This is a genomic window from Streptomyces sp. NPDC002845 (assembly GCF_053591955.1).
Map to the genome: position 1 here is coordinate 28541 of NZ_JBSFUU010000009.1, position 22522 is coordinate 51062.

Genomic DNA, 22522 nt, shown 5'->3' on the forward strand with positions numbered 1-22522 from the left:
GACCCGACGGGCAGCCCCCGGCTCGCCACTCGGCGAGCCGGGTCTCCTCACCGTGCGGCGAGCCGGGCCTGAGCCGCGCGCCAGGCCGCCGGGTCGCCCCGCGGCTCGTACCGTGTGAGCGGCTGTGTACGGGCGAGGAGTTCACGCATCGCCGCACGGTCGCCGACCAGGCCCTGGGCGCGGGCCTGGACGAGGACGTTGCCCAGGGCGGCCGCCTCCGCCGGGCCCGCCACCACCGGCAGCCCGCAGGCGTCGGCGGTGAGCTGGCACAGCAGGGCGTTGCGGGTGCCGCCGCCGACCACATGGACGACGTCGACCGGGTGGTCGGCGAGCGACTGGGCCTCGGTGACCGCCCGGCGGTGGGCCAGGGCGAGCGAGTCGAGGATGCAGCGCGTGATCTCGGCCGGAGTCGCCGGCACGGGCTGGCCCGACTCCCGGCAGGCGTCGGCGATGCGCTCGGGCATCCGGCCGGGCGCCAGGAAGGCGGCGTCGCCCGCGTCCACGACCGACCGCAGCGCCGGTACCTCGGCCGCGGCCCGCAGCAACTCGCCCAGATCGGGGTCGCCCCAGTCCCGTACGCACTCCTGGAGCAGCCACAGCCCCATGATGTTCCGCAGATGGCGGACCGTGCCGTCAAGGCCCAGCTCGTTGGTGAAGTTCGCGGCCCGGCTCGCCTCGGTGAGCACGGGAGCGTCCAGCTCCAGGCCCGCCAGCGACCATGTGCCGGTGCAGATGTACGCGAAGCGCTCGCCCCCGGTGGCCGGGACGGCCGCCACCGCCGACGCCGTGTCGTGCGAACCGACCGTCGTCACCGGCACCGGGCCGGTCAGCCCGGTCTCCTCCAGCACCGGCTGCCGCAGCAGACCCGCCGGGTCCCCGGGCAGCCGCAGCGGCGCGAACAGCTCCAGGTCGATGCCGAGGCGCTCCGCCACGTCGTACGACCAGGTGCGGGTACGCGGGTCGATCAGCTGAGTCGTCGAAGCGTTGGTCAGCTCCGTGCCGGACTCGCCGGTGAGCCAGTAGGACAGCAGATCAGGGATGAGCAACAGCCGCTTCGCGTACGCCAGTTGGGACGAGGAACGGGCGGCCACCAGCTGGTACAGGGTGTTGAACGGCGCGTACTGCAGCCCGGTCGCCGCGTACAGCTCGGCGGCGGGCACGGTGGCCCACACCTTCTCCGCGACGCCCTCGGTGCGGGTGTCCCGGTAGTGCACCGGGTTGCCGAGCAGCGCCCCGTCGGCGTCCAGCAGCCCATAGTCCACGGCCCAGCTGTCGATGCCCACCGAGTCGAGTCGTCCACCGCAGTGGGCACCGGCCGCCCGCAGCCCGTCGAGCACCCCCGCGTACAGCCCGAGGATGTCCCAGCGCAGGCCCTCGGGCGTCCGCACCGGCCGGTTGGGGAAGCGGTGCGCCTCGGCGAGGTCCAGTACGTCGGGCCCCACCCGGCCGACCATGACGCGCCCGCTGGACGCGCCGAGGTCGACCGCGGCGAAGGCCTTCACCGCCCCGCTCATCGCAGGAAGGCGGCGGCGACGCCGGCGTCGACGGGCACGTGCAGGCCCGTGGTGTGCGTCAGGTCCCCGCCCGTCAGGGCGAACACGGCGTTCGCGACATGCTCCGGCAGCACCTCCCGCTTGAGGATGGTCCGCTGGGCGTAGAACTCGCCGAGCTTCTCCTCCTCAATGCCATAGGTGGCCGCCCGCTGGGCACCCCAGCCGCCCGCGAAGATCCCGGAGCCGCGCACGACGCCGTCCGGGTTGACGCCGTTGACACGGATGCCGTGCTCACCCAGCTCTGCGGCGAGCAGCCGGACCTGGTGGGCCTGGTCGGCCTTGGTGGCGGAGTACGCGATGTTGTTGGGACCGGCGAAGACCGCGTTCTTGGAGGCGATGTAGACGATGTCGCCGCCCAGCTCCTGCTGGATCATCACCCGGGCCGCCTCACGCGAGACGAGGAAGGAGCCGCGGGCCATGATGTCGTGCTGGAGGTCCCAGTCCTTGGCCGAGGTGTCCAGCAGCGGCTTGGAGATGGAGATCCCCGCGTTGTTGACGACGAGGTCGACCCCGCCGAAGGCCAGGACGGCCGCCTTGAACGCCGAGGCGATCTGCTCCTCGTCCGTCACGTCCACGGCGACCGCGACGGCCTTGTCCGGGCCGCCCAGCTCGTCGGCGACGGCCTGCGCGTTCTCGGCGTTCAGGTCCGCGATGACGACACACGCGCCCTCGGCCGACAGCCGGCGGGCGATCGCCTTCCCGATCCCGCTCCCGGCGCCGGTCACCAGCGCCACCCGCGTCGCGAGCGGCTTGGGCTTCGGCATCCGCTGGAGCTTGGCCTCCTCAAGGGCCCAGTACTCGATGCGGAACTTCTCCGACTCCTCGATCGGCGCGTACGTCGACACGGCCTCGGCCCCGCGCATCACGTTGATCGCGTTGACGTAGAACTCACCGGCCACGCGGGCGGTCTGCTTGTCCTTGCCGAAGGAGAACATGCCCACGCCCGGGATCAGCACGATCGCCGGGTCGGCACCGCGCATCGCGGGGGAGTCGGGCAGGGCATGCCGCTCGTAGTAGGCGGCGTACTCCTCGCGGTACTCGGTGTGCAGCTCCTTCAGCCGGGCGATCGCCTCGTCCAGCTCCGCCGTGGGCGGCAGGTCGAGGACCAGCGGCCGGACCTTCGTACGGAGGAAGTGGTCCGGGCAGGACGTGCCGAGGGCCGCCAGCCGCGGGTGCTCGGCACTGGCGAGGAAGCCGAGAACCACGTCGGCGTCGTTGAAGTGGCCGACCTGCGGCTTGTCCTGTGAGGCGATGGCCCGGACGTACGGCGCCAGCGCGGCCGCCCGCTCCCGGCGCTCGGCCTCGGGCAGCGCCCCGTACCCCTCGATCACGGGCCCGAAGGGCTCCGCCTTGCCGCGCTCGGCGAGGAAGGCCTCGGCGGTACGGATGATGTGCAGCGAGTTCCGCTCGCACTCCTCGGCGGTGTCACCCCAGGCGGTGATCCCGTGCCCACCGAGGATGCAGCCGATCGCCTGCGGGTTGGCCTCCTTGACCGCCGCGATGTCCAGCCCGAGCTGGAACCCGGGCCGCCGCCACGGCACCCACACCACGCTGTCCCCGAAGCACTCGGCGGTCAGCTTCTCCCCGTCGGCCGCGCAGGCCAGCGCGATACCGGAGTCGGGGTGCAGATGATCGACGTGGGCCGAGTCCACCAGACCGTGCATGGCGGTGTCGATGGACGGGGCGGCGCCACCCTTGCCGTGCAGGCAGTAGTCGAACGCGGCCACCATCTCGTCCTCGCGCTCCACACCGGGGTACACCTCGGTGAGCGCCCGCAACCGGTCCAGCCGCAACACGGCGAGGCCCGCCTCAGTGAGCGTCCCGAGGTCACCACCGGACCCCTTCACCCACATCAGCTCGACGTCACCCCCGGTCACGGGATCGGTCTCAGTACCCTTCGCGGACGCGTTGCCGCCGGCGTAGTTGGTATTGCGGGGATCAGCACCGAGCCGATGGGAACGGGCGAGGAGGGCGTCGGCTTCGGGGTGGGGTGCCATGTGTGATCAGTCCTTCGTGAAGAGCAGTACGTTTTCTGGGACGGGGTGGGGAGGAGCCTGGGGATCGGCGCGAACGCGCGCCGACAGGGGCGCGGGGCTGTGACATCAGCGGCTCCGCCGCGGGGCGCGACCAGCCACATGCGGCCCGCGGAACTGTGAACATCCGCACCCATACGGCGGTGAACGGGTCAAGCCGAGCGCAGCGGCTAGGCCCCCCAACCCGCTTGCTGCCCACCAACCCGCTCCTCAGCGATCTTCGAGGCCCACCCGGACCGGCGATACGCCGCCATCGGGTCGGGGTCCAACCCCATCTCCTCACGAACCTCAGCCAGCAACGGCCGCACATCGGTGTTGTACGCATCCATGAGCACGGCATTCGCCCCGAGCACGTCCCCGGCCCGCTGGGCGGAGCCCAACGCCTCCCGGTCGACCAGCAGCGCCTTCGCCGTAGCCTCCTGCACATTCATCACCGACCGAATAATCGCGGGGATCTTCGCCTCGATGTTGTGGCACTGGTCGAGCATGAACGCGACCTCGGGCGTGAACCCGCCGCCCCGCACCACCTCGTACATGATCCGGAACAGCTGGAACGGGTCGGCCGCTCCGACCATCAGGTCGTCATCGGCGTAGAAGCGCGAGTTGAAGTCGAACCCGCCGAGCTTCCCCTCCCTGAGCAGCGTCGCCACGATGAACTCGATGTTGGTCCCCGGCGCGTGGTGACCCGTGTCCACCACGACCTGCGCCTTGGGCCCGAGCTTGAGGCAGTGGGCGTAGGCCGTGCCCCAGTCCGGGACGTCCGTCGTATAGAAGGCGGGCTCGAAGAACTTGTACTCGAGCAGCATCCGCTGCCCGTCCCCGAGCCGCCCGTACACTTCGGCCAGCCCTTCGGCGAGCCGGTCCTGCCGCTCGCGCACATCGTCCTGGCCGGGATAGTTCGTGCCGTCGGCGAACCACAGCTTCAGGTCGGCCGAGCCCGTCGCGTCCATGATGTCGACGCACTCCAGCAGGTGGTCGACGGCCTTGCGCCGCACCACCGCGTCCGGGTGGCAGATGCTGCCGAGCTTGTAGTCGTCGTCCTGGAAGGTGTTGGAGTTGATCGCGCCCAGCTGAACGCCGCGCTCCTCGGCATACTTGGCCAGTGCTGCATAGTCGTCGACCTTGTCCCACGGAATGTGCAGGGCAACGGTCGGCGCGACGCCGGTGAAGGCGTGCACCTGGGCGGCGTCGTCCAGCTTCTCGCGCGGAGTGCGGGGGACACCCGGCTGTGCGAACACTTTGAACCGGGTCCCCGAGTTCCCGTACGCCCACGATGGTGTCTCGATGGCCTGGGTCTTGAGCGCGGCCTTCACCGCGGCGAGCTCGGTCACTTCACGGCTCCTGTGACGTAAGGGTCTTCGGGTCTGAGAAGACAACTGAGAGGACAACTCAGAAGACTGCTGAGAAGAAGACGGTCTGAAACGATTCAGGAGGTGAAGTTATGAGTCCCTCGAAGGGCTGTCAACCCCTACGGCGCAGGATGGGCCCCGTGACCTGGATGTGACCTCTGGATATCGGAAACGGATCGAAAAAATTTCGACACGAACCCATTGACGCGACCTGGCTCACCTGCCTAACGTCCCGGCAACCCAGTTGAAACCTTTCACGACGCGGTGAGGGCCCCGCCCGCCGGCGTCGTCGAGGAGCCCCCAATGACCCACCCGTCCGACACGGGTCCGACCCCGGTGCTGGCGCTCAGGGACATCTCGAAGTCCTTCGGCGCGGTACGCGCCCTGCGGGACGTGTCCCTGGAACTGTTCCCCGGTGAGGTGCACGCCCTCGCCGGTGAGAACGGCGCGGGCAAGTCGACCCTCATCAAGACGCTCGCCGGGGTGCACCGACCGGACGCCGGCCAGGTGCTGCTCGACGGTGAGCCGACCGTCTTCCACGGCCCCGGTGACGCCCGCGACGCCGGCATCGCCGTGATCTACCAGGAGCCGACGCTCTTCCCCGATCTGTCGATCGCCGAGAACATCTACATGGGCCGCCAGCCCAAGCGCGCTCTCGGCCGTATCGACCACAAGGCCACCCACACGGCGACCCTCGCCCTGATGCAGCGCCTCGGCGTCGAGCTCGACCCCGACCGCCCGGCGCGCGGCCTGTCCATCGCGGACCAGCAGATCGTCGAGATCGCCAAGGCGCTCTCCTTCGACGCCCGCGTCCTGATCATGGACGAGCCGACCGCGGCCCTGACCGGCAGCGAGGTGGCCCGCCTCTTCGGCGTCGTCCGCACCCTGCGCGAGCAGGGCGCCGCCGTCCTGTTCATCTCCCACCGGCTGGAGGAGATCTTCCAGATCTGCCGGCGGGTGACCACCCTGCGCGACGGCGCCTGGATCTCCAGCGAGCTCATCGACGGCATGACCGAGGACGATCTCGTACGCCGGATGGTCGGCCGGGATCTCGACGAGCTGTACCCCAAGCAGGACGTCGCGCCGGGCGAGATCGCGCTGAGCGTCCGGCGGCTGACCCGCGAGGGCGTCTTCACCGATGTCTCCTTCGACGTCCGGCGCGGCGAGATCGTCGGCCTCGCCGGACTCGTCGGCGCCGGTCGTACGGAGGTGGCCCGGGCCGTCTTCGGCATCGACCGCTGGGACGCCGGCGAGGTCGAGGTCGGCGGCCGGAAGCTGACCAACGGTGCCCCGTCCACCGCCATGGCCGCCGGGCTCGCGCTCGTCCCCGAGGACCGGCGGGCCCAGGGGCTGGTGATGGACATGTCCATCGAGCGGAACATCGGCCTCACCGGACTCCGTACGACCGTGAAGGCCGGCCTGATGGACCGCGGCGCCGAACGCAGCCGCTCCCTCGACTGGGCCGTCAAGCTCCAGGTGAAGTACGCCCGGATCGCCGACACCGTGAACACGCTGTCCGGCGGCAACCAGCAGAAGGTCGTCCTCGCCAAGTGGCTCGCCACCGGCCCCGAGGTGCTGATCGTCGACGAGCCGACCCGCGGCATCGACGTCGGTACGAAGGCGGAGGTGCACCGGCTGCTCAGCCAGCTCGCCGCCGACGGGGTGGCCGTCCTGATGATCTCCTCGGACCTGCCCGAGATCCTCGGCATGGCCGACCGCGTCCTGGTGATGCACGAGGGCCGCCTGACCGCCGAGATCTCCCGTTCCGACGCCACCGAGGAATCCGTGATGGCCGCAGCCACGGGGAGGGCCGCCGCATGACGGTGACCGCACCCAATCCCACGTCCACTGCCGACGTGCCCAAGTCCAGCGGCACACGCCTCGTCGACCGCGTCTTCAAGATGCGCGAACTCGCCATCCTGGTCGTCTTCCTGGTGATGATCGGCATCACCCAGGCGGGCAACAGCGAGTTCCTCTCCGAGCAGGGCATCAAGGACCTGTTGCTCAACGCGACCATCCTGGTCCTCGTCGCCACCGGCCAGTCCCTGGTGGTCATCACCCGGAACGTCGACCTGTCGGTCGGCTCGACGCTCGGCATCAGCGCCTTCGCGGCCGGCATCTACCTCCAGGGCGGCGGCAACTCCGTCGTGGCCGTGTTCCTCGCGGTCCTGACCGGCGTCGCCTTCGGCCTGCTCAACGGGGTCCTGGTGAGCCTCGGCCAGGTGCCCGCGCTCGTGGTCACCCTGGGCACGCTCTACATCATCCGCGGCATCGACTCCATCTGGGTCGGCTCACGCCAGATCACGGCGGCCGACCTGCCCGACGGCTTCGTCGACTTCGGCTCCGGCGGCATCTCCGCGGTGCCGTGGCTGGCGCTGATCGCGCTGGCGGTGCTGGTGGCCACCGCGTACTACCTCAAGCAGTTCGGCAGCGGACGCGAGCTGTATGCCCTCGGCTCCAACCCGGAGGCCGCCCGGCTCGCCGGTATCCCCGTGCGCAAGCGGATCCTGACCGCGTACACCTTCTGCGGGGCCCTCGCCGGACTCGCGGGCGCCATGTACCTGGCCCGGTTCGGCAACGTGGACTCCGGCACCGGCACCGGCTACGAACTCACCGTCGTCAGCGCGGTCGTGGTCGGCGGCGTCGTCTTCACCGGCGGCTCCGGCAGCGTCTACGGCGCGGCCCTCGGAGCGCTGCTGCTGACCTCCATCAACAGCGTGCTGCCCGCCCTCGGCGTCAGCTCGGTGTGGGTGCTCGCGATCAACGGCATCCTGCTCATCCTCGCCATCGCGGTCGACCGGATCGTCGCGCTGCGCGTGGCCTCCGCCCTGAAGAAGAGGAACGCCCGCCATGGCTGACTCGTCACTCGCGCGCGCCATCCGCTGGGACACGGTTGTCGGTGCCCTCCTCATCGTCGTCCTGCTGATGTCCTTCGGTTTCGTCGACGGCTTCGGGAACGCGCTCAACCTGTCCTTCCTCATCGGCAACACCCTGCCGATCGCGCTGATCGCCCTGCCCATGACCCTGCTCGTGGTCTCCGGCGAGATCGACCTCTCCGTCGCCTCCACGGCCGGCCTGTCCGGCGCCGTGATGGGCGCGCTGTGGAACCAGGGCATGACCATCGAGACGATCATCCCGATCTGCCTGCTGCTGGGCGTGGTGTGCGGGCTGATCAACGGCCTGCTCGTCACCCGGCTCGGACTGCCCTCCCTCGCCGTCACCATCGGCACCCTCGCCGCCTACCGGGGCATCGCACAGATCGTGCTGGGCTCCGACGCGGTGACCGATTTCCCCACCCCCTACCTGGAGTTCGCGGCCGGACGCGTCGGGGACAGCTTCGTCCCGCAGGCCTTCCTGCCCTTCCTGGTACTGCTCGCCATCGCGGTGGTCGCCCTGCACGCCACCCCGTTCGGACGGTCGCTGTTCGCGATCGGCGCCAGTGAGGAGGCCGCACGCTTCGCCGGCATCCGTGTGAAGCGGCAGAAGCTGATCCTGTTCACGGTGACGGGCCTGATGGCCTCGCTCACCGGAGTCTTCTGGGCACTGCACTACGCCAGCGCCCGCTACGACAACGCCATGGGGCTCGAACTCTCCGTCGTCGCGGCCGTGTTGCTCGGCGGCATCGACTTCGACGGCGGCAAGGGCACGCTCGGCGGCGCGATCGCGGGAGTCTTCCTCCTCGGCGCGCTGCAGAACGTGATGAGCCTCCAGGATGTCTCCGCCCAGTCGCAGATCGTCGTCACCGGCGTTCTGCTCGTCCTCTCCGTGCTCGGCCCCCGGGTCGCACGGCAGATCGCTGTCGCGAGGGCGGGGCGCAGAGCCGCCTCGGCGCCGCTCTCCAAGGCGCCCACCCCGTCCTCGTAACCCTCTCACCCTCGCAAATAAAGGACCTCCTCATGCGCAAGTCATCCCTCCGCCGTGCCTGCACGGCCCTCGCCGCCGTCACCTCGTTCGCCCTGGCCGCCACCGCCTGCGGCGGCACCACCAAGGAGGACGTCAGCAACGAAGGCGGCGCGGCCACCGCGACCGGCCAGGCCGACCCCAACGCGGAACTCAAGACGGGCCTGACCGTCGGCTTCCTGCCCAAGCAGGTCAACAACCCGTACTTCACCTCCGCCGACAAGGGCGGCGAGGCGGCCCTGAAGGAGCTGGGCTCCAGCTACAAGGAGGTCGGCCCGAACAGCGCCACCGACACCTCCAGCCAGGTCTCCTACGTCAACACGCTCACCCAGCAGCAGGTCGACGCCATGGCCGTCTCCGCGCAGGACCCGGGCGCCCTGTGCACCGCGCTCAAGCAGGCCATGAGCAACGACATCAAGGTCGTCACCTACGACTCCGACACCAAGCCGGAGTGCCGCAACGCCTTCGTCTCGCAGGCCAGCGGCGAGGACCTGGGCCGCACCGAGGTGCAGCTGCTCGCCGAGCAGATCGGCTACAAGGGCGAGATCGCGATCCTGTCCGCCGCGCAGACCGCGACCAACCAGAACGCGTGGATCGAGTTCATGAAGGACGAACTCAAGGACCCGAAGTACAAGGACATGAAGCTGGTCAAGGTCGCGTACGGCAACGACGACGCCCAGCAGTCCTTCCAGCAGACCCAGGGCCTGCTGCAGGAGTACCCGAACCTGAAGGGGATCATCTCCCCGACCACGGTCGGCATCAAGGCGGCCGCCCAGTACCTGTCCGGCTCGAAGTACAAGGGCGAGGTCAAGCTGACGGGCCTCGGCACCCCGAACGACATGCGCAAGTACGTCAAGAACGGCACCGTCGACGCCTTCGAGCTGTGGGACCCGGCCAAGCTCGGTGAGCTCGCCGCCCGTACCGCCGTCGCCCTGGTCTCCGGCCAGATCACCGGCCAGGAGGGCGAGACCTTCACCGCCGGTGACATGGGCGAGTACACCATCGGCGCGGACGGTGTGATCAGCCTCGGCAAGCCGACCGTCTTCAACAAGGACAACATCGACGACTTCGACTTCTAGGCCTCGTAGTCCTTCAGTCCCGCAGCGCCGGCGGGTCCCCCTGCCCGCCGGTCAACACCCAGCCCAGGAGCGGTACTTCATGCAGCGTGTCTGTTTCCTGCTCAAAGTACGTGCGGACCGGATCGACGAGTACCGCGAACGGCACGCCGCCGTGTGGCCCGAGATGCTCGAAGCGCTCTCGGCCACCGGCTGGCACAACTACTCCCTCTTCCTGCGCGACGACGGCCTGCTCGTCGGCTATCTGGAGACCGAGGACTTCGAGGCCGCGCTCGCCGGCATGGAGGCCACCGAGGTCAACGCCCGCTGGCAGAAGGAGATGGCACCGTTCTTCGAGTCCCTGGACGGCGCCCGGCCCGACGAGGCCATGAAACCGCTCACCGAGGTGTTCCACCTCGCCTGACACCCCGCGCGACACCCCCGCGACACCCCGCTCAACCCGTGCTCGACCCCCGCTCGCCCCTTCGTCCCGCACCTCGCCGACAACGGAGTCCCCCGAGATGAGAAGACGTACCCTCCTGGGCGCCGCCCTCGCCGGTGCCGTGGTGACCCCCGCCATCGCCTCCGGCACCGCCCGCGCCGCCGACCCCGGCCCCTCGGTCACCCTGACAGGCAGCACCCTGCTCGACAGCCAGGCCATCTTCTTCGTGTCGTACGACGGCCTGGTCAACAACAACGCGTTCCAGAAGAACGGTCTGCTGACCTACAAGGGCTACCAGTACGCCGTCTGGTACACCGCCGACCGCAACGCCGTCGTCGGCCGCCGCAAGTTCCCGTCGAGCACCTGGCAGACCGTCAAGGTCGGCCACACCCTGAGGTACAACGACTCCCACAACGTCATCTCCATGGGCGTCTCCAAGGTCGACGGCCGGCTGCACCTCAACATGGACTCCCACAGCGACGGCTTCACCTACGTCAAGTCGGTGGCCGGCCTCATGGACAACCCGGACGGGATGAGCTGGACCGCGAGCCGCTTCGGCGCCCCCCAGTCCACCCTCGACGGACTCGGGCTCACGTCCCAGTTCACCTATCCGCAGTTCATCTCCACGCCCGAGGGCCGGCTCCAGCTGAGCTACCGCGTCGCCGTCTCAGGCAACGGCCGCAACGCCCTCGCCGAGTACGACGGCACGTCCTGGACCAGCCTCGGCGAGTGGACCAGCTCCACCGGCACCTACAGCAGCGAGCACGGCTCCAGCACGGCCCGCAACATGTACCTGCACGGCATCGACTACGACCGGAACGGGCGCCTGCACTCCTTCTTCACCTGGCGCGAGCAGAACGGCGCCGTGATGTGCAACGGCGGCGGCATCACCAATCACGACACCGGCTACGTCTACTCGGACGACCGCGGCCGCACCTGGCGCAACAACGCGGGCACCGTCGTCGGCACCACCGGCAGCGCCGACAGGGTTTCCGTCAACGACGCCGGGCTGGTCGTGGACCCGCTCAACCCGGACCACTCGCTGATGAACCAGGAGGCCCAGTTCACCGACTCGGCAGGCCTGCCGCACGCCATCATCAGCTATGTCCCCGGCCGCTTCGGCCAGTGCACGACGAACTACGTCGCCAACCGCACCGCCAACGGCCGCGCCTTCCACGTCCGCAAGAACGCCTCCGGCGCCTGGCAGAAGACCGAGATACCGGTCCCGCTGAACTCCAGCCAGCGCACCAAGCTCATCCTCGACAAGTACGACAACGCGTACGCGATCTTCCCCTTCTGCCGTATCGCCGGAGCCTCCAAGGCCTCCGGGTACACGGACTGGACGATGCTGTACGACGGGGTGGGCGCCGGGCTGAACGCCTTCGGTGAGGTCGTCATCGACGAGATGCGGATCGCACAGGACAACTTCCTGTCGATCATGTACCAGGAGAGGTCCAGCGGTACGACGCCCTCGGCGCTCCGCTCGCTCAACTTCCGCCTGCCCGCCTGATCCATGACGTCGTGAACGGGAAACCGTGAACGACGCAGCCGCGGCGGGTGCGCCACGGCGACAACCCTCCTGTGAGCAGGAAGGTAATGTGAACGCGCACCCGCCGCTCCGCATCTTTTGGAGGTCCTCGCCCGATGGCCCAGTCGGTGGGTATCAAGGACGTCGCCCGCGCCGCCGGAGTCTCCGTCGGCACGGTCTCGAACGTGATCAACCGCCCGGACACGGTCGCGTCCGAGACCCGTGCCCGCGTGCTCTCCGCGATCGACCGGCTCGGCTACGTCCGCAGCGAGTCGGCGCGCCAGTTGCGCGCCGGGCGCAGCCGCATCATGGGCCTGCTCGTCCTCGACATGGGCAACCCCTTCTTCGTGGACGTCGCCCGCGGCGCCGAACGGGCCGCGCGCGAGGCCGGGCTCGGCGTGATGGTCTGCAACAGCGCCCAGAGCCCGGGCGAGGAGGCCGACTACCTGGCGCTCTTCGCGGAGCAGCGGGTGCGCGGGGTCCTGCTGACACCCGCCGACGCGTCGGGACGCAACATCAAGGCGTTCCGCCGTCACAACATCCCCTTCGTGCTCGTGGACCGGGTCGCCGAGGGCACCACCGAGTGCTCGGTGTCGGTCGACGACGTGGCGGGCGGCGCCCTCGCCACACGCCATCTGGTCGACGCGGGGCACCGCTCCATCGCGTACGTCAGTGGCCCGCCCGAACTGAACCAGGTCCGCGACCGCCGTACCGGTGCCCTGGGCGCCCTGCGGGAGGCCGGTCTCGGACCGGAGTGCCTGCGCGAACTGCCCACCGAGCGCCTCGACGTGGCCGCGGGCCGTGACGCCGGTGCCCGTCTCCTCGGCCTCGCCGAACGCCCGACGGCGGTGTTCTGCGCCAACGACCTGCTCGCGCTCGGCGTCCTGCAGGCCATGTTCGCGGCCGGTGTGAGCGTGCCGGACGACCTCGCGATCGTCGGCTACGACGACATCGAGTTCGCCGCCGCGGCCGCCGTCCCGCTCACCTCCGTACGGCAGCCGGCGGTCACCATGGGCGCGCTCGCCGCCGAACTGCTTTTGGAGGAGACCGAGTCCGAGACCGCGCCGACCGAGCACCAGCACAAGCGGGTCGTGCTCCAGCCGGAACTGGTGGTGCGCAGCTCCAGCCTGTCGGCGCGTTGACGGGGAGTGCTCGGCGGGGCGTTGATCGCGGGTGCTGACTGCCGATTCAGCAAGGATTTCTTGATCCACGGGGTCGGCTCGGCGATGATTCTGTGGTGAACTGGGGCACGGCCTGCGATCCATCCGTCCCTGGAGCCCCGTTGACCGTCAGCTACCGTCAGCCCGGTGTCGTCCTCACCGACCGCCGTTTCACCGTGCCCCTCGACCACGACGACCCGGCCGGGGAGCGGATCGGGCTGTACGCGCGTGAAGTTGTCGCGAGTGACAAAGCGGATGACGATCTGCCCTGGCTGCTCTATCTCCAGGGCGGTCCCGGCTTCGGGGCGAATCGGTTCGTCGGTCGGCAGGCCTGGCTGGAGCGCGCCCTGAAGGAGTTCCGCGTCCTGCTCCTAGACCAGCGCGGCACCGGCGCCTCCACCCCCGCCAACAGACAGACCCTCCCGCTGCGCGGCGGCCCCCGCGAACAGGCGCGGTACCTCACGCACTTCCGCGCCGACTCCATCGTCCGCGACTGCGAGGCCATCCGTCCCGAAGTCACCGGCGGCGCCCCCTGGACCGTCCTCGGCCAGAGCTTCGGCGGCTTCTGCACGGTGACCTACCTGTCCATGGCGCCCGAGGGCCTGCGCACCGCCCTGATCACCGGCGGCCTGCCCTCCCTGCACGGCCACGCCGACGACGTCTACCGGGCCGCCTACCCACGCGTCGAGCGCAAGATCGCCGCCCACTACGCCCGCTACCCGCAGGACATCGAGCGGGCCCGGCAGATCGCCGAGCACCTGCTCGCGCACGAGGTCGTCCTGCCGAACGGCTACCGGCTCACCGTCGAGGCCTTCCAGTCCCTCGGCATCGTCCTCGGCCGCAGCGACGGCAGCCACCGCCTCCACTACCTCCTGGAGGACGCCTTCGTCCATACCTCTCAGGGGCTCTCCCTCTCCGACGCCTTCCAGGAGGAGGCGCAGGCACTCCTGTCGTACGCCGGCCACCCCCTGTACGCGCTGGTCCACGAGGCGATCTACGGCCAGGACACCCGCCCCACCGCCTGGTCCGCGGAGCGGGTGCGCGCCGAGTTCCCGCAGTTCGACGCCGCCAAGACGCTGACGCAGGACGGACCGCTGTTGTTCACCGGCGAGTCCGTGCACCCCTGGATGTTCGCCACCGACCCGGCCCTGCGCCCCCTGCGCGAGACCGCCGAGGAACTGGCCGCCCGTACCGACTGGAAGCCCCTGTACGACACCGAACGCCTCGCCGCCAACGAGGTCCCCGTCGCGGCGGCGATCTACCACGACGACATGTACGTCGACACCGCCCACTCCCTCGCGACGGCCCGCTCGATCCGCGGACTGCGCACCTGGGTCACCGACGAGTTCGAGCACGACGGAGTACGGGCCGGTGGACCGCGCGTACTGGACCGGCTGCTGGCCCTGGCGCGCGACGAGGTGTGAGGGCCTGCGGAGCGGAAACGCGGAAGCCCGTTGTCGGCGGCGCGAAAACGAAAAGCGCCCGTTGTCAGCGGTGCGGGCTAGGGCCTGTCCGGCGGATCCGCCGACCTCAACCTGCGGTGCCCCTGAAAGCGCCGGTGAGCGGGGTCATGGGGGTGCCCTCGCGCGAGCCGGGCGAAGCCGGTTCGAGCGTGGGGGAGCGTGCAGCCGCAAGGCGGAGGAGGCTGTGACATCAGCCGCTGCCGCGGCGGGCGACGCGGAGCGTCTGCGACCGACGACAACGCGGCTGGGGGTCCCCCACGCCCTTAAGACAGTGGGGGAGTGCGTGCCACGCCCCGCGGCCCAGGCGTGATCCGCCGGACAGGCCCTAGGGTGCGAAACATGAACGAGCCGACGAACGACCAGCTCACACCCATGCCGGAGGACTGGCAGCGCGCCCTCGCCGTCGTGGCCCACCCGGACGACCTCGAATACGGCTGCTCCGCGGCGATCGCGGCGTGGACCGACGGCGGCCGCGAGGTCGCCTACGTCCTGGCGACCCGAGGGGAAGCCGGCATCGACACGCTGGAGCCCGCTACGTGCGCCCCGCTGCGCGAGCGGGAACAGCGGGCCAGTGCCGCCGTCGTCGGGGTGTCCGAGGTGGAGTTCCTCGACCACAGGGACGGGGTCGTCGAGTACGGTCCGGCCCTGCGCCGGGACATCGCCGCCGCGATCCGACGGCACAGGCCCGAACTGGTCATCACGCTCAACCACCGCGACACCTGGGGCGGGGTCGCCTGGAACACTCCGGACCACGTGGCCGTGGGACGCGCCACCCTGGACGCGGCAGCCGACGCCGGCAACCGGTGGATCTTCCCGGACCTCGTCGAACAGGGTCTGGAGCCCTGGAGCGGCGTCCGCTGGGTCGCCGTCGCGGGCTCCTCCACCCCCACGCACGCGGTGGACGCGACCCCCGGCCTGGAGCGCGCCGTGCGCTCGCTGCTGGAACACCGCACGTACATAGAGGCGTTGACCGACCGGGACCCGGAGACGTACGTCCGCGAGTTCCTGACCGGGTTCGCCGAGCGGACGGGCGAACGCTTCGGCGGCAATCCGGCGGTGGCGTTCGAACTCTTCAGCCGGCAGCCGTAGTCGAACGGCATTTCTGGATTGCTGGCGACCGCCAGGGGGAGGAAGGCAGGCGTTGGACGACAAGGAACAGCTCGCGGAACGGTTCGAGGAGCAGCGCGGGCAGCTGAGAGCGGTGGCCTACCGGATGCTCGGCTCGCTCAGCGAGGCCGACGACGCCGTCCAGGAGGCATGGCTGAAGCTGAGCCGCTCCGACACCAGCGAGGTACGGAACCTGGCGGCCTGGCTGACGACCGTGACCGGACGGCTCTGCCTGGACATGCTGCGCTCGCGCCGCACCCGCCGCGAGGAGCCCATGGAGGCGTACGAGACGTTCGTGCCCGATCCGGTCGTCGGCCCCCTTGAGCCGAAGGACCCCGAGCGGGAGGTGCTCCAGGCCGACTCCGTGGGCCTCGCCCTGCTGGTGGTCCTGAAGACGCTGGAGCCCGCGGAGCGGCTGGCGTTCGTGCTGCACGACATGTTCGCGGTGCCCTTCGACGACATCGCGCCGATCGTGGACCGTTCCCCGGCGGCGACCCGGCAGCTCGCCAGCCGTGCCCGGCGCCGGGTGCAGGGGGCCGAGCCCGCCCCGGACCCCGACCTCGCCCGGCAGAAGAAGGTCCTCGACGCCTTCCTGGCCGCCTCGCGCGGCGGGGACTTCGAGGCGCTCCTCTCGGTCCTCGACCCGGAGGTCGTCCTGCGCGCCGACACCGGTGCCCTCCCCGGGTCGAAGCTGGTGCGGGGAAGGGAGTCGGTGGCCCAACAGTCGTTCATGTACCGGCAGTTGGCGCAGTTCGCGCGTCCGGTGCTGGTCAACGGCGCGGTGGGCCTGCTCACCCGCGTCGAGGGCAAGCCGCTGTCGGTCATGGGCGTCACCGTGGTCGACGGCAGGATCGTCGCGCTGTACATCCTGGGCGACCCGGAGCGGCTCGCGGGCCTCGACCTCGCGGGGCTGGAGGACTGAGGGACCCATGTGTCGTGGGACACCGCCGTGCTCCGTTCAGGCGGCGGTGCCCCGGCAGGGGCATCATCGGTGCGCCGCACGGGGAAGGCATGGGGCGCCGCGGCACGTCCGACCCGGGAGTGACCACCGATGACGTCCCAGCCCGCCACCGCCACCACACCGCCCGCCCACACCTGGGCCGTCGACGAACTGCTGCGGCACATCCCGCACCGCAACGGCGTGGGCCTGCCGCGCATGGCCATGGAAGACGTGGAGGTCGGAGGCGTCCTGATCCGCGTCGGCGAGGTGGTGTACGCGTCGTACCTGGCGGCGAACCGGGACCCGGAGGTCTTCGCGGACCCGGACGTGGTGGACTTCGACCGCAGTGGCACCGCCCACCTGTCGTTCGGATACGGGCCGCACCGCTGCATGGGCGCCATGCTGGCCCGTATGGAGTCGGAGGTCATGCTCGCCGGGCCAGGCGCGCTTCTCCGAACTGCGCCTGGCCCGGCCGGCAAAGGAGACGGTCTTCCAGCGCAAGGGGTTCATCAGGGGACCGCAGTCCCTGATCGTCACCTGGTGAGCGGGAAGGCCCTCACGCGGCCAGCGCGTGGTCGTACGTCCGCACCGGGCCCACGATCCGCCCGTCCGGCAGCAGCTCACCGGTGTCGTCGAAGACGACGGTGCCGTTGCACAGCAGGTTCCAGCCCTGCTCCGGGTGGGCGGACACGATCACGGCCCGGTGGTGGTCGGGGCTGTCGGCGGTGGGGCACGAGGGCTGGTGGGTGCACATGAGGTCTCTCCCAAGTCTGCTTCTGCGGCGTCCACTTCGGCCGTTCCTACTGTCGTAGCGGAGCTTGTTTTCCGTTGTATTAGGGACCTCTCCGGACCGGAAATCTCATCGGTGAGTTCGTTCCGCGCGGGGGAGTCGGACGAGTGAGGACAAGTCACCCTTAGGGTGAACCTCATGGAACGAACACCGGCCGGCCTCCTCGACCTCCTCGATCTGCGGGCCGACTGCGCCCGCTGCTTCGGACTGTGCTGTGTCGCGCTGCCCTTCGCCGCCTCCGCGGACTTCGCGCGCGACAAGGCGGCCGGCCGGCCGTGCGTGAACCTCCAGGACGACTTCCGCTGCGGTATCCACACACGGCTCAGGCAGGAGGGCTTCGCCGGCTGCACGGTCTACGACTGCTTCGGCGCCGGGCAGCGGGTCTCCCAGGTCACCTTCGGCGGGCAGGACTGGCGTACGGGGTCGCGTGAGCACGCGCGGCGGATGTCCGACGTCTTCCCGGTCGTACGCCAACTCCATGAACTGCTCTGGTACTTGACCGAGGCGCTGACGCTGCCCGCCGCCCGCCCGGTGCGCCCGGAGATCCGCCGGATGCTCGACGAGACCGAGCGGCTCGCCGGCCTGACACCGGAAGAGCTGGAGGAGCTGGACGTCGCCGCGCACCGGCAGCGGGTCAATGTGCTGCTCCTGCGGACGAGCGAGCTGATGCGGAAGGGGTTCACGGGGCGGAAGAGGGACCGGCGCGGTGCCGATCTGATGGGTGCCCGGTTGAAGGGAGCCGACCTCAGAGGCGCCGATCTGCGCGGCGCCTACCTCATCGCCGCCGACCTCACCGGTGCCGATCTGCGCGGCGCGGACCTGATCGGCGCCGACCTGCGCGACACCGATCTCACCGACGCCGACCTGACCGGCGCGTTCTTCCTGACCCAGCCGCAGCTCAACGCGGCCCGGGGCAGCGCCGGTACGCGGCTGCCGGACTCAGTGACCCGCCCCGGCCACTGGACGGCGGGCGGCTGACGCTGCGCGTGCCACGCGCCGTTCGAGGTGCAGCCGCAGTCCCTCGGGCATCAGTGTCAGCCGCTCCGACACCCGCAGCCGGTACGCCGGATCGGGCCGCAGTTCGTAGCGGCGCAGCAGCAGCCCGAGCACCAGCGTCGCCTCGTGCAGCGCGAACTGGCGGCCGATGCAGGCTCGCACCCCGGTGCCGAACGGCTTGAAGGTGTGCGCGGGCCGGGCGCGTACGGCTGCCGGTTCGAAGCGGTCCGGGGCGAACCGCTCGGCGTCGGCGCCCCACACGTCCGGGTCCCGGTGCAGCAGCATCGTCAGGACCAGCGCCCACGCCCCCTCCCGCATCGGATGCACGCCGCCGAGCACCGTGTCGTGCCGGGCCTCGCGGGCGAAGGCGGGCGCCGTCGGCCACAGCCGCAGCGCCTCGTCCAGGACCCGGCGCACATGGCGCAGCTTTGCGACCTGGTCGTAGCCGGGCCGGGCCGTGTCGCCCCAGACGCGGTCCACCTCCGCACGGGCGCGGGCGGCGACGTCGGGGTGCCGGGACAGGTGGTGCAGGGCGAAGGAGAGCGCGCCCGAGGTGGTCTCGTGGCCCGCGATCAGAAAGGTGATCACCTGGCGGCGGATGTTCTCGGCGGACAGCCGCTCCCCGGTCTCCGGGCGCGCGGTCTCCAGCATCCGGTCCAGCAGGTCGCCGTCTCCGCCGGATGCCCGGCGGGTCCGTACGACCGCGTCGACCGTGCGGTTGAGGTACGCCATGTCCGCCTCGTTGCGGCGGGCGGCGCCGCGCAGCAGCAGGGGGGCCAGCGACGGGGGCATGACGTTGCGGCGCTGGGCGTATGCCAGCGTGCCCACCATCGCGGTCACGAAAGGGTGCGGGCGCGTGCGCTCGAAGGAGCCGAAGTCGTGGCCGAAGCCGGTGCGGGCGATCGTCTCCAGCGTCAGCCTGGTCATGTCGCCGGGCACGTCCACGGCACGGCCCGCCGTCTGCTCCCGGTCCCAGTGGTCGAGCAGCCGCTCGGTGACGTCGAGCATCATCGGGTGGTAGCTCCCCATGGCCTCCCGGCTGAACCCCGGGGCCAGGACGTCGTGCGCGAGCTGCCAGTTGGGCTCGTGGTTGTACGCGGTGAACAGCCCGTCCCCGGCGACCGGCCGCAGATTGGCGACCCCGATGCCCACGTGCTTGGCGAACCGCGACTCGTCCGCCAGCTCGGCCGCGAGCCCGGCGCCCCACACGAAGACGATCTCCTTGCCGAACGCCCTGCGCCGGAAGACCGGCCCGAGCCGCCGCCCGATCCGCATCGAGTCCTGCACCGGCGTGCGCACGCTCGCGCCGAGCACGTCGCCGATCACCGGGACCCGGTACGGGGGACGCGGGATGCGGCGCAGCTCCGGCCACCCCAGCTCCGCGCTGCGGAACCCCTTCGGGACCCTGGCTCGCGCCGTCTCCGCCATGATGCCGACTCCCTTGTGCGCACGCCGAGTTGCATCTGTTGTACGTGGGTTCAATAGCCGCTGCCAGTGTGGTCCCGCTGTTGAACCGACGTCAAGTAAAGTGCCGGCATGGCAGCCAGTCAGGGCGGACGCACGCGTCGGCGGCTCAGTACCGGGGAGCGCCGGGAGCAGCTCCTCACGGTGGGGGCCCGGCTGTTCTCGGAGAAGCCGTACGACGAGGTGTGGATCGAGCAGGTGGCGGAGATCGCCGGGGTCTCGCGCGGGCTGCTGTACCACTACTTCCCGAACAAGCGGGACTTCTTCACGGCCGTCGTCGAGCGTGAGAGCGAGCGGATGCTGCGGATGACGGCGGCCGTGCCCGGGCTGCCGGTGCGTGAGCAGCTCGGCGCCGGTCTCGACACCTTCCTCACGTATGCCGAGGAGCACGCGCACGGCTTCCGTGCCTTCCACCGCGCCGACGCGGCGGGCGACCAGGGTGTGCGCAGGGTCTACCAGGGGGCGCTGGCCGCGCAGGAGAAGCAGATCCTTCAGGCGCTCGCCGCGGACCCCGAGTTCGGCGCGGCGGTCGAGGAGCGGCCCGACCTGCGGCTGGCCGTGCGCGGGTGGCTGGCGTTCACGACGGCCGTCTGCCTGGAGTGGCTGCGGGGGGCGGAGCTGACGCGGGAGCAGGTCCGGGACCTGTGTGCGCGGGCGCTGCTGGGGGCCATCGCGCCCTGACGGGGCACAGGATGCGCACAGGTTGGCGCGTTCTGGTTGGCGTACACCCCGATCTTCGATAGGTTAGGCAAGGCTTACCTAAGGGAGGTTTGGGATGGGTGACCGTCACAGCTGGACGGCCGCGCCCGCGGCAGCGGAGCGTGCCCGCTCGGTGCTCGCGGCGACATGGTCCTGCGCGGTGACCGCGGAGGGCGGCAGGGAGGAGTTCGTCGGCGCGCACACCGTCACCGTGGACGGCCGGGTGCTCCTGCACGTGCCCGACGACAGCACACTGGTCGCGGCGGCGATCTGCGCGCCGCGCGGCGAGCCGTCCGCCGTGCTGGAGTTCGCCGACGTCGCGCCCGTTCCCGTACGGAACCGGATCCGCGCCCGGCTCTGGCTCGCCGGCTGGTTCGCCGCCGAAGACGGGCACCTGACGTTCCAGCCCACCCGCGTCGTGCTGCGCCAGCCGTCCGGCGCGACCGTGATCGACCTCGACGAGTTCGCCGCGGCCAGGCCCGATCCGCTCGCCACCGCCGAGTTCCAGCTGCTCAGCCACCTCGCCGACGCGCACCCCGACGCCGTCGAGCGGCTCACCCGCCTCGTCGACGCCGACAGCCTGCACGGCGCCGTCCGCGTACAGCCGCTCGCCGTCGACCGGCACGGACTCACCCTGCGCATCGAACGGGCGCGCGGCAACGGCGACGTACGCCTGACGTTCCACAAGCCCGCCGACGACCTCGCGCAGCTCACCGAGCGCATGCACATCCTGCTCACCCAGGCCGGCGCCGCCCAGTGCCCCCGTGCGCTACAGCGGCAGCGCACAGACGGCGACGGGTGACGCGAACGGCTCGCCCACGAGCCGCAGTGCACCGCTGCCGCGGTCGACGCGGAAGACGCTGACCGTGCTCGACCGCTGGTTCGACGCGAACAGCAGTCCCCCGTCGGGGGAGAGCGCGATGTGGCGCGGCCAGACCCCGCCCACCGGCACCGTGTCCAGCAGCCTCAGCCGGGCGCCGTCCGCCTCGATCGCGTAGCGGGTCAGGCTGTCGTGGCCGCGATTGGCGTGATACGCGTACGACCCGTCCGGCGTCACCACGAGCTGCGCCGGGTAACTCGTGCCCTCGCCCGTACCCGTGGACTGCGGATCACCCGGGGTGAGACGGCCACTGTCGGGGTGGTAGGCGCAGACCGTGACCGTGTTGTCGAGCTCGCCCGCGAGGTAGGCGTACCGCCCGCCCGGGTGGAAGGTGAGGTGCCGTGGCCCCGCGCCGGGCCGCGTGTGCGCCCGCGCGACCTCGGTGAGCGTGCCCTTGGACTCGTCCAGGCGGTAGGTGTAGACGGTGTCGGTGCCCAGGTCGACGGCGAGGACATGGCCGCCGTCGGGGCTGGTGACGAACTGGTGCGCGTGCGGGCCCTCCTGACCGGGACCGGGCTCCGGACTCGTGTGCACGACCAGATCCGTCCGCTCACCGAGAGCGCCCGAACCGTCGATCGGATGCACGGCCACGCTGCCCGAACCGTAGTTGGCACTCAGCAGCCAGCGGCCGCCGGGATGCACGGACAGATGGCAGGGAGCCTCGCCGCCGGAGCTCCGGGTGCCGAGGACGCGGCGGTCGGACAGCCGCACGGCGGTCACCCCGCCCTCCGCCTCCGGGCGCTCGTTGACGGTGTACAGCGTGCGGCCGTCGGGGTGAAGCGCGAGGTACGAGGGGTCGTCGACGCCGGTGATGGTTCCCTTGCCCGTGATACGGCCGGTCCTCGGGTCGTACGTCGCGAGGCCGATGCCGGTGCCGCCGCCGTCGGCCGAGGTGTACGTGCCGAGGTAGAGCGGGCGCGGGCCCGTCGGGCGGGTGGATGCCGAGGCGGCCGCCACCGACGTGGACGTGGACGCCTCGGGACTCGCCGCCTCGGGGGAGTCGGCGCAGCCGGGCAGCGGTGCCGGGATCGCCGTCGCCGCGAGCATCCCCACGAAACGGCGCCTGCTCCAGCCGTCCCGGTCGTCCCGTGCCGCTTCACTGCCCATGCCTGCACCTCGGGTCTCGAACGTCTCGGCCGTCACCCACCTTGACGCGGACCGCC

19 protein-coding genes and 1 pseudogene are annotated in these 22522 nt (G+C 70.8%); 14 read left to right on the forward strand and 6 right to left on the reverse strand.

Annotated features, from left to right (window positions below):
- Positions 1 to 47: 47 nt before the first annotated feature.
- The 3 genes from ACWD3C_RS08535 to rhaI all read right to left on the reverse strand — a co-directional run bounded on the left by ACWD3C_RS08535 (position 48) and on the right by rhaI (position 4917).
- The gene (locus ACWD3C_RS08535; RefSeq protein ID WP_451141729.1) at positions 48 to 1502 is read right to left on the reverse strand and encodes a rhamnulokinase; all 1455 of its coding nucleotides are present in this window, start codon (positions 1500 to 1502) and stop codon (positions 48 to 50) included.
- 8 nt (positions 1503 to 1510) lie between these two features.
- Positions 1511 to 3550 (reverse strand): bifunctional aldolase/short-chain dehydrogenase, encoded by a 2040-nt coding sequence (locus ACWD3C_RS08540; protein WP_451141497.1) that lies wholly within the window; start codon positions 3548 to 3550, stop codon positions 1511 to 1513.
- A 206-nt stretch (positions 3551 to 3756) separates the two neighbouring features.
- Positions 3757 to 4917 carry an L-rhamnose isomerase gene (gene rhaI / locus ACWD3C_RS08545; protein ID WP_451141499.1) on the reverse strand — a complete coding sequence of 387 codons (1161 nt, stop codon included), beginning with the start codon at positions 4915 to 4917 and terminating at the stop codon, positions 3757 to 3759.
- A 321-nt stretch (positions 4918 to 5238) separates the two neighbouring features.
- On the opposite strand from rhaI, the gene ACWD3C_RS08550 reads away from it, so the two are divergent.
- The 11 genes and pseudogenes from ACWD3C_RS08550 to ACWD3C_RS08600 form a co-directional block, all read left to right on the forward strand.
- Positions 5239 to 6756, forward strand: a complete 1518-nt coding sequence (locus ACWD3C_RS08550) for a sugar ABC transporter ATP-binding protein (RefSeq protein WP_451141501.1) — start codon at positions 5239 to 5241, stop codon at positions 6754 to 6756.
- Positions 6753 to 7793, forward strand: coding sequence for an ABC transporter permease (locus ACWD3C_RS08555; protein WP_451141503.1), 1041 nt, complete (start codon positions 6753 to 6755; stop codon positions 7791 to 7793). Before ACWD3C_RS08550 ends, ACWD3C_RS08555 begins: the two co-directional genes overlap by 4 nt.
- Positions 7786 to 8799: an ABC transporter permease gene (locus ACWD3C_RS08560; protein ID WP_451141505.1), complete on the forward strand. Its 1014-nt coding sequence runs from the start codon at positions 7786 to 7788 to the stop codon at positions 8797 to 8799. The genes ACWD3C_RS08555 and ACWD3C_RS08560 overlap by 8 nt, the downstream gene beginning before the upstream one ends.
- A gap of 32 nt (positions 8800 to 8831) precedes the next feature.
- The gene (gene rhaS, locus ACWD3C_RS08565; RefSeq protein ID WP_451141507.1) at positions 8832 to 9914 is read left to right on the forward strand and encodes a rhamnose ABC transporter substrate-binding protein; all 1083 of its coding nucleotides are present in this window, start codon (positions 8832 to 8834) and stop codon (positions 9912 to 9914) included.
- 79 nt (positions 9915 to 9993) lie between these two features.
- A complete protein-coding gene (locus ACWD3C_RS08570; RefSeq protein ID WP_451141509.1) occupies positions 9994 to 10314 on the forward strand; it encodes an L-rhamnose mutarotase in 321 nt (106 codons plus the stop codon).
- Between the two features lie 97 nt (positions 10315 to 10411).
- Positions 10412 to 11842 carry a BNR repeat-containing protein gene (locus tag ACWD3C_RS08575; RefSeq protein WP_451141511.1) on the forward strand — a complete coding sequence of 477 codons (1431 nt, stop codon included), beginning with the start codon at positions 10412 to 10414 and terminating at the stop codon, positions 11840 to 11842.
- 134 nt (positions 11843 to 11976) lie between these two features.
- Entirely contained in the window at positions 11977 to 13002 is a 1026-nt protein-coding gene (locus ACWD3C_RS08580; RefSeq protein WP_451141513.1) for a LacI family DNA-binding transcriptional regulator, read from the forward strand.
- A gap of 140 nt (positions 13003 to 13142) precedes the next feature.
- Complete coding sequence (locus ACWD3C_RS08585) at positions 13143 to 14444, forward strand: alpha/beta fold hydrolase (RefSeq protein WP_451141515.1); 1302 nt, start codon at positions 13143 to 13145, stop codon at positions 14442 to 14444.
- A 378-nt stretch (positions 14445 to 14822) separates the two neighbouring features.
- Positions 14823 to 15572, forward strand: coding sequence for a PIG-L deacetylase family protein (locus ACWD3C_RS08590; RefSeq protein WP_451141517.1), 750 nt, complete (start codon positions 14823 to 14825; stop codon positions 15570 to 15572).
- A gap of 52 nt (positions 15573 to 15624) precedes the next feature.
- On the forward strand, positions 15625 to 16512 hold the full coding sequence (sigJ, locus tag ACWD3C_RS08595; protein WP_451141519.1) for an RNA polymerase sigma factor SigJ: 888 nt from the start codon (positions 15625 to 15627) through the stop codon (positions 16510 to 16512).
- A gap of 177 nt (positions 16513 to 16689) precedes the next feature.
- Positions 16690 to 17074, forward strand: a pseudogene (locus ACWD3C_RS08600) (cytochrome P450); the annotation flags it as partial.
- A 12-nt stretch (positions 17075 to 17086) separates the two neighbouring features.
- Here ACWD3C_RS08600 and ACWD3C_RS08605 read toward each other — a convergent pair.
- Entirely contained in the window at positions 17087 to 17284 is a 198-nt protein-coding gene (locus tag ACWD3C_RS08605; RefSeq protein ID WP_451141521.1) for a DUF5999 family protein, read from the reverse strand.
- A gap of 174 nt (positions 17285 to 17458) precedes the next feature.
- On the opposite strand from ACWD3C_RS08605, the gene ACWD3C_RS08610 reads away from it, so the two are divergent.
- On the forward strand, positions 17459 to 18298 hold the full coding sequence (locus ACWD3C_RS08610) for a pentapeptide repeat-containing protein (RefSeq protein WP_451141523.1): 840 nt from the start codon (positions 17459 to 17461) through the stop codon (positions 18296 to 18298).
- On the opposite strand, the gene ACWD3C_RS08615 is transcribed toward ACWD3C_RS08610, so the two are convergent.
- The gene (locus ACWD3C_RS08615; protein WP_451141525.1) at positions 18260 to 19744 is read right to left on the reverse strand and encodes a cytochrome P450; all 1485 of its coding nucleotides are present in this window, start codon (positions 19742 to 19744) and stop codon (positions 18260 to 18262) included. The two genes, ACWD3C_RS08610 and ACWD3C_RS08615, sit on opposite strands and share 39 nt — an antisense overlap.
- A gap of 108 nt (positions 19745 to 19852) precedes the next feature.
- Between ACWD3C_RS08615 and ACWD3C_RS08620 the strand changes: the two genes are divergently transcribed.
- Both ACWD3C_RS08620 and ACWD3C_RS08625 read left to right on the forward strand, forming a co-directional pair.
- A complete protein-coding gene (locus ACWD3C_RS08620) occupies positions 19853 to 20461 on the forward strand; it encodes a TetR/AcrR family transcriptional regulator (protein WP_451141526.1) in 609 nt (202 codons plus the stop codon).
- A gap of 94 nt (positions 20462 to 20555) precedes the next feature.
- The gene (locus ACWD3C_RS08625) at positions 20556 to 21281 is read left to right on the forward strand and encodes a DUF2470 domain-containing protein (RefSeq protein WP_451141528.1); all 726 of its coding nucleotides are present in this window, start codon (positions 20556 to 20558) and stop codon (positions 21279 to 21281) included.
- Here ACWD3C_RS08625 and ACWD3C_RS08630 read toward each other — a convergent pair.
- Entirely contained in the window at positions 21249 to 22466 is a 1218-nt protein-coding gene (locus tag ACWD3C_RS08630) for a lactonase family protein (RefSeq protein WP_451141530.1), read from the reverse strand. The genes ACWD3C_RS08625 and ACWD3C_RS08630 overlap by 33 nt on opposite strands.
- Positions 22467 to 22522: the final 56 nt, after the last annotated feature.